The sequence below is a fragment of the Sphingobacterium chuzhouense genome, from assembly GCF_014692525.1.
Classification (GTDB): Bacteria; Bacteroidota; Bacteroidia; order Sphingobacteriales; family Sphingobacteriaceae; genus Sphingobacterium; species Sphingobacterium chuzhouense.
In genome coordinates this window covers 133,574-147,398 of sequence record NZ_JACNYL010000005.1, presented here as the reverse complement: position 1 = coordinate 147,398, position 13,825 = coordinate 133,574, and the positions used below count along the sequence as shown (strand labels likewise).

At 40.1% G+C, this 13,825-nt stretch carries 8 protein-coding genes; 5 read left to right on the top strand and 3 right to left on the bottom strand.

The features are described from left to right. Positions 1-26 precede the first annotated feature (26 nt). The 3 genes from bshA to H8B21_RS18305 form a co-directional block, all read right to left on the bottom strand. Positions 27-1,163 carry an N-acetyl-alpha-D-glucosaminyl L-malate synthase BshA gene (gene bshA, locus H8B21_RS18315; protein ID WP_190315297.1) on the bottom strand — a complete coding sequence of 379 codons (1,137 nt, stop codon included), beginning with the start codon at positions 1,161-1,163 and terminating at the stop codon, positions 27-29. Between the two features lie 133 nt (positions 1,164-1,296). Then, positions 1,297-3,267, bottom strand: coding sequence for a heparin-sulfate lyase HepC (hepC, locus tag H8B21_RS18310; protein WP_190315296.1), 1,971 nt, complete (start codon positions 3,265-3,267; stop codon positions 1,297-1,299). Positions 3,268-3,273: 6 nt separating this feature from the next. After that, positions 3,274-4,470, bottom strand: coding sequence for a glycoside hydrolase family 88 protein (locus tag H8B21_RS18305; protein WP_190310307.1), 1,197 nt, complete (start codon positions 4,468-4,470; stop codon positions 3,274-3,276). Positions 4,471-4,813: 343 nt separating this feature from the next. On the opposite strand from H8B21_RS18305, the gene H8B21_RS18300 reads away from it, so the two are divergent. Genes H8B21_RS18300 through H8B21_RS20690 form a run of 5 tightly spaced genes read left to right on the top strand, consistent with a single transcriptional unit; the run spans position 4,814 to position 13,825 of the window. After that, a complete protein-coding gene (locus H8B21_RS18300; RefSeq protein WP_190315295.1) occupies positions 4,814-7,411 on the top strand; it encodes a DUF4962 domain-containing protein in 2,598 nt (865 codons plus the stop codon). 48 nt (positions 7,412-7,459) lie between these two features. Further along, positions 7,460-10,609 carry a SusC/RagA family TonB-linked outer membrane protein gene (locus H8B21_RS18295; protein ID WP_190315294.1) on the top strand — a complete coding sequence of 1,050 codons (3,150 nt, stop codon included), beginning with the start codon at positions 7,460-7,462 and terminating at the stop codon, positions 10,607-10,609. Between the two features lie 11 nt (positions 10,610-10,620). Further along, positions 10,621-12,297, top strand: coding sequence for a RagB/SusD family nutrient uptake outer membrane protein (locus tag H8B21_RS18290; protein ID WP_190315293.1), 1,677 nt, complete (start codon positions 10,621-10,623; stop codon positions 12,295-12,297). A 24-nt stretch (positions 12,298-12,321) separates the two neighbouring features. Continuing rightward, complete coding sequence (locus H8B21_RS18285; RefSeq protein WP_223815134.1) at positions 12,322-13,452, top strand: sulfatase-like hydrolase/transferase; 1,131 nt, start codon at positions 12,322-12,324, stop codon at positions 13,450-13,452. Next, a complete protein-coding gene (locus tag H8B21_RS20690) occupies positions 13,442-13,825 on the top strand; it encodes a sulfatase/phosphatase domain-containing protein (RefSeq protein WP_223815133.1) in 384 nt (127 codons plus the stop codon). Before H8B21_RS18285 ends, H8B21_RS20690 begins: the two co-directional genes overlap by 11 nt.

The window sequence follows — 13,825 nt, the reverse complement described above, 5'->3', positions numbered from 1 at the left end:
TTTTTTTCTAGCCTCCCACCATTATATTACCCTTTTTTCATTCCTTCCACGACCTCTTCATAATAGGATTCGTAAAGGGGGAGGATTTTGCTTAAATCAAATTCTTTTGCTCTGGCGAAGGCAGCATCTTTAAAAACCTGCAATCGGTCACAATCTTCCAGAATGTGAATTGCATTTTTTGCCATATCATCGATATCACCAATATTGCTCAGGAATCCACTGACACCATTGATATTCAGTTCTGGTAGCCCTCCGGTATCAGAGGAAACAACGGGTACGTGACATGCCATTGCTTCTAAAGCAGCCAACCCAAAACTTTCCGAAGAGGAAGGCATTAAAAATAAATCTGAAACAGATAAGATTTCCTCAATGGCATCTTGTTTTCCGAGAAAGCGTACATTTTGGCTAACTTCTAACTGACGTGCTAATTCTTCTGTATTCCGTCGTTCAGGACCATCGCCAACCATCAAAAGTTTGCTCGGTATAACGTCATTTACTTTTTGAAAAATACGGATAACGTCTTGTGTGTTTTTTACCTTTCGGAAATTAGAGGTATGAATGATGATACGCTCATTTTCGGGAGCGATGGCGCGTTTAAAATGTTCCCTATTCTTGTTATGGAAACGAGAGAAATCTATAAAATTAGGTATCACCCGCACATCTCGGGTAATTTCAAAGGATTCTAATGTTTGTTCACGTAAATTCTCCGAAACAGCCGTTACCCCATCGGAATGATTGATGGAAAAAGTCACTACGGGGTTAAAACTTTTATCTTTTCCCACCAGTGTGATGTCGGTGCCGTGTAAAGTAGTTACTACTGGAATATGAATACCATAAGTGGCTAATATCTGTTTCGCTAAATAGGCGACTGACGCATGTGGAATGGCATAATGCACGTGCAACAAATCCAGTTGTTCGAATCGGACAACATCCACCAGCTTGCTTGCCAAAGCAGATTCATAAGGCGAGAAGTCGAATAGTGGATATTGGGCAACCGCTACTTCATGGTAGTAAAGGTTTTCCGAAAAGAAATCTAGCCGGGCAGGTTGAGAGTAGGTAATGAAATGGATCTCATGACCGTTGGAAGCTAATGCTTTACCAAGTTCTGTTGCAACTACACCGCTTCCCCCAAAGGTAGGATAACATACAATGCCTATTTTCATTCAAATAATATGTAAAGATAAAGCGCAAAGATAAGGATGGTTTTATAATTGCTTTGCAATAATTTTTTTGAAAAAAAAGAGCAAGCAAACCGATTTCGGTTGGCTTGCTCTTTTTTCTCGCTTTATAACGATGTTAAAAACGATGCTGAATCGTCTGTTTTTTTCCGTCTACGGAAATAGAGAAATGGATATTGCCTCTCTCTGGGTCATTACCCGTTTCTTCTTCAAAAACAATATTTGGCACATGTTCCCCTTGATAAGGGTAGAGCACTGTGGCAAAATTTACACTATTTTCGTTTGTCTTGTTTTGTTCAAATACAAAAGCAGGACGTTCTACCTCGGTCCGGTAGAAGTAAGAAACTTTTCCCTCTTCTTCTGCTAATTGTGCTTGGTCTTGATTAAAGTTGCGAATGAATAGGTTATTACCATCTTTAAACCTTGTGGTAACACTATTTTGTTGGTTATTGTATACCGGGTTACTATTCTCAACCAATTGGAAGTGAATACCGACCTTACCGACATCTTTTCCTTCAGCTTTATCTAAGATGATAAAATATTGTTGGTCAATGAATAAGACCGTCCGGATATGATTCAATCCTGCATAACTTGGATTTTTATAGACCAGAACATCTAGTTTGTCAGAAGTATGCCAGTTAATAAGCTGCGCATCGTTGATTTCTATATCTTCATTATTTAAAGTCAACGTCTTGTGGATTTTTGTCTGACGGTACCAATTCCGTAGCTTTAGGATTTCTTCGTCGCCACCATAAACAAATACGCCCGCATCAGGCATAAAGTTTCTACCCTTCACCCATAACTCAAATGTTCCGTTATCCGGTTGACTATGCCAGAAAGCCGGTGGGCTTGCTTTGAGTACCATAGCCGTGGCGTTATCTTTCCAGCTGTTTCGGAAGGTGTAAAATCCGCCATCTTTCAACCCGTGAGAAAGAAAGGGAAGTGCTTCTCCTTTTTTACCGTTTGTAGCATAATAGGTTATTGTGTTGTTTTCTGGAAATATCTGCTGCCAATCCTGAAAGTTTCTAATAGAGACCTTCTTGTCGGCTACCCACGCGTCTCCAAACATTGGAAATGAATAGTCTGGAAAAGAAAAGTTTACCTGCGCCATGATCATTTTTTCTATAATATCTTTATAAGATGGCGGAAACTCATGGTCAATATTCGCCAATTGTGCCATTCGTAGCGCTTTCAAAAAGATATTAATGGCAGCGGTGTGGTAGTTGGGAGATAATTCAAACTGCATACCATCTGGATAGATCTGCTTTTTTATCTCTGTATTTAAGATTTCGATTCCGCTTTTACGCCAAGTAGGTGCATTTTTTAATTCCGGGAAAAACGCACCTGCATAAATCATACGTTGTGCTTCGAAAAGTAAATGGTTGCCCTTTTCCGAGTAATTTTCTAATATATGGTTTGCATGCTTATTATAGTTGTTTAAAAACACCATCAGAAATTCGGGCGTGAAATGAGGCGAAGTCAAGAACATATTAAATAAGCCTGTCTGTTCTTGAATACGATGTGATACCTCTAATGGACGCCAAGCAAACCGGTCATTCTCTTTGGAGAGTCCTTTAGGGTTTTTCTTCACCCAGTCCACATATTGTGCGACCCATTCTTTAGCATATTTTTCATCTCCACTTGACCAATAAGCTAAACCCATTGGAGTCCACCAATAATGACGATGAAGTTGCCATCTTACTTCGTTGTCCTTAACAGGCCAGTATTCCCAGTTGATGTCTTTTCCATAGTCAAAGTAACCATAACCTTTATGAACATAAAAGTGATGATCTAGCCCTTTGTCGGCCTTTTCTTGATTATCTTTGGATAATTTCTTGCCCAAAAACCGACCTTTATCCGCAAGATTGTAATCTGGATGTTTAATGTCTGTACGCTTTTTATAATAATTCAACAGCGTTTTGGAAGCTTCTTGGTATTTTTGTTTGGAAACCAATTGTTTAACTTTTTCTAATCCCGGGTGATCCAGATTAAGGATGGCAAAATCATCCTTAGAAATACTGGATTTCTTTTGCCCGATAACGGACAGTGGGAAAAGTAGGATAAACAGATATAGAAATTTCAATTTCATGGGGTTCTAATTTAAGGTTTTTAAATCTATATTTTTAGCTTTCGCATACCGTACAAGAGCTTCTAAATAATAATAGTCGGCATAGTTTAAAGGTGTATCTATTTCTGAATTGTATAAAAATGCCCCTACACTATGTTTTAGGATAAAGTATCCATTGGTATCTTCTCCTGCCAAATATTCCGGAGAGGACAATGATTGTAAAATATCTTCTGCATATTCGAAGTAGGCATTATTCTCCGTAAACTGTGCTAGATCTATTAATCCTGCTGCGATAACGGAAGCTGCAGAGGCATCTTTTGGCGCTCTTTCTCCACCGTTATGAATATCATAATCCCAATAAGGTATTTTGTCTTCGTCCACGTTAGGGTGTTCCATAATGTATTTGGCAATATCGATGGCATGTTTTAAAAAGACGGGATTATTTGTTTCCTTGTATGCCATCGTGTAACCATATAATCCCCAAGCTTGCCCTCTTGCCCAAGCCGACTCATGCGTTAGTCCTTGATGGGTTTCTTTTTGAATAGCTCGTCCAGAAAGTGTATCATAACTAATAACATGATATGAACTGTTGTCGGGCCTGTAGTGATTTTTTAACGTAGTGAGCGAATGCTGCACCGAAGCATCCGCATATTCCGGTTTATTAAATGTTTTACTTGCCCAAAATAGAAAATCGAGGTTCATCATATTATCTATAATAACAGGGAATTCCCAATGGCCGAAATCCCAAGAGCGGATTGCACCAACTGTTTTGTTATAACGTTTGTAGAGATTATCAGAACCTTTCTTCAGCGTAGGCAAAAACGCCTTGTCCCTAGTGATTCTATATCCGTTTCCGAAAGAACAGTAGATCATAAATCCTAAATCATGCGTATGGGTGAAATCTTGTAAAGAATCCATAGCCAAGGTAAATTTCCGTGCACTACTGGCTAAAGCCTTATCACCAGATATCTCGTATCCATACCATAGGGAGCCGGGAAAGAAACCGGAAGTCCAGTCTTCTTGGTGTGCCAACCGTACAGAACCATCATGATTAATAGACCGAGGAGAGAATCCAGGGATATACGTGTCAGCAGCTTTCTTTAATTGATGTACAGCACGATGTTTCGCATCTTTAAGCCAATTCAAATCGTCTTGTGCCTGTGCTTGATTCCCTATAAATGATAAGGCAATACAACTCATTAGGAGGCTAGCAATTTTTTTCATCTGTATAATTTTGTTTTTTTTAATGGTGATGAAGCTATCAGATTTATTCATCCCACGATGTGGTCTGAAAAATCATGATGGTCTCATAATAATCTTCGCTTTTTATTGAATCATAAAATTAGATAGCTTGTTTGTAATGCTCTTTCAGTTTTAAACAAAATCATTTTGATTTTGATGAATACCAGAAGGTTGGGGTGGCAATTAAGCGTTGCTCAGGCTGCCCTAAAAGACGCATAATTTGGTGTGATTAACCAAAATTAAAAGTATTCTGGATAAAATTTAAATAGCTGAGAAGCGATTACAGTTACTTTTGATGTAGTTATCACAATGTAAATCTAACATCATGAGAAGAATATTTATCCTTGCCATATTGGTGCAATTCTTGTCTTTTAATGAGGTGCTCGGCCAGGCGACGCTACGGCTTAACGATGTGACCTTGATGCACGAGATGCGGGCAACGCCATATCCATTAGATAGAGCCGTTGTAAAAAATAGAAAAGTAGCCTTTATGTGGCCTCTCGGAACAACAAGTAAAGCGCATGCTGCTTTAGATGGGATGGAGGAAGAGCATGGTGACCAAAAACCAGACCCCAATCAAATAAATTACCGACTGCGTATTTCCCAAGATAGTTTGTTCCGGAAAGAGGTGATTGAAGCCGATTGTCCCTGGGCATTCTATAATGCAGCGGAAATATACGAAAATGGGGACTGGTTTTGGCAATATGGGTATGCAGATGGTGAAAAGACAGATTGGTCGCCGGTGTTGCGGTTTACCGTCATAAATGACGGCTACGTATTTAACCCGCCTACATTTTCTAACCTAATGGCGAAACTGCCCACTACGCATCCCAGAATTTGGGTCGAAAAAGACGAATGGGATGCGTTTATTGAGAAATGCAAAAATAAGGAAGAACGCGATTGGTATATTGAGTATGCCAACAAAGTCGTCGATGAAGAAGTCAAACATTTAGCTGATGTTATCGATACAAGCAAAGTAGCCGAGCTGGATTTGGAAGTAAAGCGTAATGCATTGTTGGTACGCGAAAGTCGGAGAGTCGTTGATAGGGAAGAAGCAAATACCGAAGGCTTAATTCGGGCTTTCCTTTTGACGAAAGATGAGCGTTATTTTAAGGCGGCTATGTATAGGATCGAAGAAATGGTGAGTTGGAGAGATAGCCCTTATCTTAAAGGCGATTTCAATGCCTCTACATTGCTTTCGTTGAGTACGATGGCATATGACTCGTTTTATGATTTACTTTCGAAGGAACAAAAGGCTTTATTGCTTGGAGAAATAAAAGAGCATGGAAGCAATTTCTTTAACCGTTTCCATAATCATTTCGAAGCACATATAGCCGATAATCATTCTGTACAAATGACCTTACGTATCTTTACGATGGCGGCTTTTGCTACCTATGGTGAATTGCCGGAAGCAAAGAAATGGGCAGATTATTGTTATAATGTATGGATAGCACGTTTCCCCGGTGTAAATGACGATGGTGGATGGCATAATGGTGATTCTTATTTCCATGTCAACATCCGCACGTTGATAGAAGTACCCTTGCTTTATAGCAAATTAAGTGGTTACGACTTTTTTAAAGATCCGTGGTATAAGGGGTCGGCGATGTATGTCATATTTCAGCAGCCACCATTCTCCAAATCGGCAGGTAACGGAAGTGCACATCTACGTGTCGCTAAACCAAACGGACAGCGCGTGGGGTATGCGGATGCTTTGGCAAAGTTAACCAATAACAGTTATTTGGCGGATTATGTTCGGACAATCCAAGCTGATGAACCAGATGTCTTAAAAAGAGGCTTTGGAGCCAAACCGGGCGATCTATCCTGGTTCCGACTTCAAAATGATACCCCATTACCAATAGGAAAAGGCTTGGCAGATTTGCCATTATCCTACGTTTTTAGAAACACAGGCATTGCCACCTTTATGTCTAGCTGGAAAAATTTAACAAGAAATGCTATGGCGACGTTTCGTTCCAGCCCGTACGGTTCTACCTCTCACGCCGTAGCAAATCAAAATGCGTTTAATACCTTTTATGATGGTAAGCCACTTTTTTACAGTAGTGGTCATCATGTCAGTTTTACAGACGAACATAGTGTCTATAGCCACAGAAGCACGCGTGCACATAATACCATTTTGGTCAATGGAATGGGGCAGAAGATAGGAACAGAAGGTTATGGTTGGATTCCACGGCATTATATCGGAAGTAAAATTAGCTATGTTGTTGGTGATGCATCTAATGCTTATGGAAAAGTGATTTCCGAGCTTTGGTTAAAAAGAGGAGAGGTTTCCGGTCTTGACTATTCTCCGGAAAACGGATGGGATGAAAATAAGCTAAAAACGTTTAGGCGACATATTGTACAACTGGGTGGCGCCCACCTATTGTTTGTATATGATGAGCTTGAAGCCTATGAACCGGTAGCATGGAATTATTTATTGCATACGGTAGAAGATTCAATGCAAGTTCATGCGAGTGAAAAGATGGTACATGTAAAAGCAACCAATCAGAATGGTGAGTCGAATGCTTATATTTTCGCTCCGGAGAATTTGCATACTCAACAAACCGATCAATTTTTTGTTCCGGCAATTAATTGGTTGCGGGCTGATGATAAAGGGCATTTCGCTCCGTATCCAAACCACTGGCATTTTACAGCAATATCTTCTAAACAGGCTGTTTATCGTTATGCGACAGTCATTCGTACCCATCATAAGAAAGAGGTGGTATCTGCTCCTCATTGGATAGATGAAAATACAATCGAAGTAGATGATTGGGTGATTCGTGTCAATATAAACGGCACAGGTGCTCCATCTTTTTCTGTACGAAATAAAAAAGGAGATGTTTCGCTCGAATATAATGATGTAACGACAGTTACCGAAAATGGGAAAACAACGGTATTAAAAGATCAACTACCGGATTTGGAAATTTAGAAAATAAGAATATGAAATAAGGTTTAATCAAAAACGAAAGTATTATCTATGAGACAGCTACTGTTTATATTATCCTTGCTATACAGTACTATATTGTATGCGCAGAAAACTACCGTGAATGGAGTCGTGACCAGTCAAACCGGAGAGGCACTGGTGGGTGTTAGTATTAAGGAAAAAGGAACGAATAAAGAGACGACCACAGACGCAAAAGGTGGTTATGCGATAACAACGAGCAGCGCAGATGCGGTATTGATTTATTCGTATATCGGATACACGCCGATAGAAATAAAAGCGGGAGATAATGCCACACGAAGCGTCCAATTATTGGAGGAAACGAAGAGTATGGATGAGGTGGTTGTTATCGGTTATGGTTCCGTGCAACGAAAGGATTTAACAGGCTCGGTGGCTTCTGTTTCGGGCGAGGAATTGAACAAAGTTCCTGTGCCGGATGTGACGATGGCGTTGGCTGGTCGGCTTGCCGGCGTACAGGTATCCGCATCGGAAGGAGCTCCCGGATCGGAAATGTCCATCAAAGTTCGTGGAGGAGGATCTATCACCCAGAGTAACGAACCTTTGTATGTGATTGATGGTATTCCCCAAACAGAAGGTATAAATTTCTTAGACCCAACCGATATCGAGAGTATCGATGTCTTGAAAGATGCGGCATCGACCGCTATTTACGGTTCCAGAGGGGCGAATGGTGTTATCCTAGTGACCACGAAGAAAAATAAAGCCGGACGGACCAATGTAACCTATGATACCTACATGGGTGGTAAAAGTATAAACAATACATTGCCGGTTTTGAAACCATATGACTATACCGTTTTGCAATATGAAAGAAGTTTGGCCGATGAATCACGACTGGCAAGGTTTGAACAAACGTATGGTACATTTGATCAACTGGAAGAATTGTATATGAACCGGCCAGGTATAAACTGGCAAGAGCAGGTTTTTGGAGGTACTGCGAATAGTCAATACCATAAAATAGGTGTAAATGGTGGAAATCAAGCTACGCGGTATAGCCTTTTCTATTCGATGAATAATGATGAAGGAATCATGTTGAATAGTGGGGCAAAAAAGCATGTGGCAAAACTCTCTCTAAACCATCAAGCCAATGAGCGGTTGAGTTTAAATGGAAGTGTTAACTATTCGGAGCAGAAAGTATACGGGTTAGGAACGAACGAAGGAAACACCTATCTCAATCAGCTACAGAATATCTTAACGTATAGACCGCTCTATGGATTGGCGGGGACCGATGAAGATTTCCTAAACATGGAAGAAGATCCGGCACTGGAAGATGTACAAGGTAACACGTTGCAAAACCCTTTAGTCAATGCAGAATCACAACACCGAGATATTTTGGGAAGGTTTCTTTATTTAAATACCGACGTACAATATAAGCTAACAGACCATATCACTTATCGAGGTCTGGTGAATTACAGAAACATCTCGACAAAGACGGATTTGTTCTACGATAGACGTTCGATGATGGCAAAACGAAATAATGGTCCACAAGGCTCTATGGCAGATCAGGTACGAAGTGGTTGGAGTTATTCCAACACGCTTATGTATGAAAATACATTCAATCAAGACCACAAATTTGATGTTTTATTAGGGCAAGAGCAGAACTACCTCTTGACCAAGTATAACAGAGTTACAGCAACGGGTTTTCCTGACGAGACATTGGGCTTGGATAATCTGTATGAAGCATCCACTTTTATAGGTGAATCCAATAACCAAGATGAGCGGATGATATCGTTCTTTGCGAGAGCAAATTACAATTACAAAAGTAAATATTTGGTGTCTGCGAGTTTACGATCTGATGGATCTTCAAAGTTTGGTCCCAACAATAAATTTGGATACTTTCCTGCGGCATCTTTCGCTTGGCGAATCATTGAGGAGGATTTTATGAAAAACCAAGGTATTCTTTCCGACTTAAAACTTCGTTTTTCTATCGGTACATCGGGTAATAACCGAATTGCAAACTATACTTCCCTTGCTTTATTGTCTACAGGTACTTACCCATTAAACGACCGAATTAATGTGACCGTATTTCCGAATACGTTGCCCAATCCGGATCTGAAATGGGAAGCTACAAGAGCAGAGAATTTAGGATTGGATATGGCTTTTTTTAATCAGCGTATACAATTGACAGCTGAACTTTACCGAAATACTACAAAAGACCTTTTGCTGCAAGCGGAAGTACCGATGAGTTCGGGCTACTCGACAATGTTGATTAATGCAGGATCGACACAGAATAGCGGTGTGGAATTAAGTATAAACACAACCAATATTAATACGCCAAACTTTAAATGGACCACCGATTTTAACTGGGCATTTAATAGAAATAAGGTATTGGCATTAACGGATGGAGAATCGTTTAGGAATGTGTTTTCGGACTGGGGAGTATTGACCGAGAGCGATTATATCATCCAAGTAGGACAGGCATTAGGACAGATGTATGGATACAAGACAGATGGTTTATACCAAGTCGATGATTTTAATTTTGACTCCAATACCCAAACCTATACGTTAAAAGATGGAATACCATATGATAATAACAATATACCACAGCCTGGTTTTTTAAAGTTTGTTGACACTGATGGAAATGGAACAATTAATCCTGACGATAGAGCGGTTATTGGAAACGCAATACCCAAAGGTATGGGCGGGCTTAATAACACATTTTCGTATAAGGGGATTGATTTGAGCATTTTCCTCAATTGGGCTTATGGAAATGATGTGTACAATGCCAATAAGTTATATAGCAGTCAAACACAATTGGATTATCGCAGTACACTTTCTTATTTCGCAGATAGATGGATGTCTATCGATGCAAGTGGTAATAGAGTAACCGACCCTGCAGCCTTGGCAGCGATGAACGAAGGAAAAACCGTGCCGGTTTATAACAGCAATACAGCACTACGTTTTTATGATTATGTGGTTGAAAATGGTTCTTTTTTACGAATCAACAATATCAGTATAGGTTATACAATTCCAAAGAGTTTCCTTTCTAGATTTAAAATTAATGGACTAAGGGTGTATGCAACAGCCTATAATCTGGGAACCATTGCGGGCTACTCAGGCTATGATCCCGAAGTGAGTTCGAGAAACAGTACCGGTTTAACACCGGGGATTGATTTTGGAGCTTACCCACGCGCTAAATCCTTTGTGGCAGGCATTAATTTATCACTATAAAAATGAAAATTATGAAAAATAAGAAATTAATCTTTATAGAGAACAATGTTGCGAGGTATGTCGTTTGGTGTGCTTTTGCAGTTTCAACCTGGGCGCTAACCTCCTGTTCAAAATGGTTGGAAGAAGACCCTTATTCGTTATATGCGGCAGAGACTTATTTTGACAATACTGAGGATGCAAAAAAAGCAGCACTGGGTGTATATGAAATTATGGCGAGTCAAAATACCTATGGATTTTATATGTCTTTGGTATTTGATATCGATTCGGACCTGGCTTATATGGAAGGAACGGGTTTCTCAAACGACAATAGAACATTGGCGCATTATAACTTTGCTACAGGTCATAATTATATCACCGAAGCATGGCGGGCACTCTATGAAGGAATCAATAGAGCGAACCTCGTGATCGCAAACATACCACAAATGGATATGTTTGCGAACGGAAGTGAAGCAGAGAAAATTGAATTAAGAAGATGTCTGGCAGAAGCTAAATTTTTACGTGGACTCTACTATTTTGATCTGGTTCGGCTATATGGGGATGTTCCATTAAAAACAGACTATACAAAAGCCACAGATGATATGAAATCGGCGCGAACGGATAAAGAAGAAATCTACGATCAGATTATTCAAGATATGACAGAGGCGATTCCCGATATTCCAGAAGCATCCGAAAAACCACTTGACGAACGTATAAGTAGGGGAGCAGCAAAAGGAATTTTGGCGAGAGTATATCTAGGACGAGGTGGATATTCGTTAAGACAGAACGGACAGATGGAGCGACCTTCCAATTATTTGACATGCTATGAAGAGGCGCGACGACTCACAAAAGAGATTATTGATGGTGGACAACATGCATTGAACACAAGTTATGAAACGATATTTAGAAATTATTGCGAATTGAAACTTGAACCCAAAGAAAGTATGTTTGAGGTTGCTTTTTTTAATCCATCTGGTGCACGGCCATATAGCGGTTATATCGGTTCCTGGAATAGTCCGCTTACGGCGGCGGGAGCTGTTTATGGAAGAGCAAATGCATTCTTTCGGATAATTCCAACGTTATATGATAAATATGATCCCGCGGATCAACGGAAAGATATCGCGATCGCTCGATATGAAATCAATGGTAGTAGTCAGAAAGTAGATTTATCAAATCCTATTCTGGCAAACGTGCGAAAATGGACTCCTGGAAAATGGAGAAGAGATTGGCAGGGTACCGAGCCGAAAGATTTAAATAACACGGATATAAACTGGGTGTTATTACGCTATTCGGACGTTCTGTTAATGTATGCTGAAGCAGAAAATGAAATAAATGGTCCGGGAGCAAATTCGGATGGCAGCGCGTATTGGTATCTAAATATGGTAAGACGGCGTGGATTTGGCGTGCCTGTAGATCAGCCTTCGGCTACAGCCGATCTACCTAGCGGGCTTAGCAAAGAGGAATTCTTCGAGAAGATTGTAGAAGAACGAACATTTGAATTGTGTTATGAAGGGTTTCGAAAATTTGATTTGATTAGATGGAATAGATTAGGTACATCCTTGCGAGCGGCGCAAGAGGACCTAAATGCGATATATGGAAACTTTCCGTATATAGCTGGAAACTACTTTACGGATAATAAACACGAGCTATACCCTATTCCACAAAAAGAAAGAGACATTAATCAAAATCTTACCCAGAATCCAAATTATTAACACATAGGGCTACGCTAATAAAAAATGATAACGATAAGAAATAAGATAGGCCGTTTGTTTGCCCTTGCATTACTTGTAGGAGCAACGGCTTGCTCATCTCCTCAGAAAGAAGAGCAGAAGAAATTGAACATCGTGTTCATTATGACCGATGACCATACAACACAAGCGCTGAGTGCTTACGACAAGCGTTTTATCTCCACGCCTAATCTAGACCGGTTAGCAGATGAAGGGATTAAGTTTAACAACTGTTTCGTCACGAATGCGGTATGTGGTCCTTCTAGAGCGGTTATCCTAACAGGGAAGCATAGTCACATCAACGGTTTTAAAGATAACCATAGCGTGTTTGACAGTACGCAGATTATCTATCCACAACTACTGAAAGAAGCGGGGTATCAAACCGCGATGATTGGGAAGTGGCATTTAGGAACAATGCCGGTAGGCTTTGATTTTTATAGTATTCTCCCTAATCAAGGAGAGTACTATCAACCGGAATTTATAGAAAATGGTAAAAAAGTGGCGGAGAAAGGCTACGTGACCGATGTGATTACGGATAAGGCGATCCATTTTCTAAATGATAGAGATAAAGAGAAACCTTTTTTATTGATTTATCAGCATAAGGCGCCTCATCGAAATTGGCTTCCTGCACCGCGACACTTGGGTATGTTTGATAATACCACTTTTGAGGAACCTGCAAACTTGTTAGACGATTTTAGTAATAGAGGAAGAGCCGCGAAAGAGCAATTGATGAATATATCCTCCGACATGTGGGACGCATGGGATTTGAAACTGGCATCAGCAGCAGATTTAGATTCTCTAGCTGAAATTCCAAAAGAAACGATTGGTGATACAAAAGAAGACGATTTTACCCAAGCGAATAATAAATCAGTAGATAAGCAACGCTTTTTTCAAGTGTTCGATCGGATGACCGAAGAAGAGAAGAAAGCCTGGACGGATGTGTATGATAAACGCGTAGCAGAATATAGACGCTTAAACTTGAAGGGGGATGATCTGGTGCGTTGGAAGTATCAACAATACATGAAAGATTATTTGGCTTGTGTGGCTGCGGTAGACGAAAACGTAGGTCGATTGCTCGATTATCTGGAACAAGAAGGGGAGTTAGACAATACGATTATTTGCTTTAGCAATGAACCTTGATTTTGCACCTACCTTATTGGATTATGCAGGTGTCGAAATCCCCGCAGATATGCAAGGTCAGTCGTTAAAGCCGGTGATTGATAACGACGGGAAAGAAGTAGAAAATTGGCGCGATGCCGTCTATTATCATTATTACGAGTATCCGAGTTGGCATATGGTCAAAAGACATTATGGCGTTCGGACAGACAGGTATAAGCTGATTCACTTTTATAATGATATTGATGAATGGGAGCTGTATGATCTTGAAAAAGACCCAAAAGAAATGAACAATGTGTATCAATCCGCAGCGTATGCTGATGTAGCGCAGCAGATGCATCGTAAACTGAAACAATTACAAGAACAATATCAAGATACAAACCCAACCGAAAAATAA

Bases quoted from the DNA above. Each gene is read 5' to 3' on its own strand.
- bshA (WP_190315297.1), bottom strand. From the start codon at position 1,163: ATGAAAATAGGCATTGTATGTTATCCTACCTTTGGGGGAAGCGGTGTA.
- hepC (WP_190315296.1), bottom strand. From the start codon at position 3,267: ATGAAATTGAAATTTCTATATCTGTTTATCCTACTTTTCCCACTGTCC.
- H8B21_RS18305 (WP_190310307.1), bottom strand. From the start codon at position 4,470: ATGAAAAAAATTGCTAGCCTCCTAATGAGTTGTATTGCCTTATCATTT.
- H8B21_RS18300 (WP_190315295.1), top strand. From the start codon at position 4,814: ATGAGAAGAATATTTATCCTTGCCATATTGGTGCAATTCTTGTCTTTT.
- H8B21_RS18295 (WP_190315294.1), top strand. From the start codon at position 7,460: ATGAGACAGCTACTGTTTATATTATCCTTGCTATACAGTACTATATTG.
- H8B21_RS18290 (WP_190315293.1), top strand. From the start codon at position 10,621: ATGAAAAATAAGAAATTAATCTTTATAGAGAACAATGTTGCGAGGTAT.
- H8B21_RS18285 (WP_223815134.1), top strand. From the start codon at position 12,322: ATGATAACGATAAGAAATAAGATAGGCCGTTTGTTTGCCCTTGCATTA.
- H8B21_RS20690 (WP_223815133.1), top strand. From the start codon at position 13,442: ATGAACCTTGATTTTGCACCTACCTTATTGGATTATGCAGGTGTCGAA.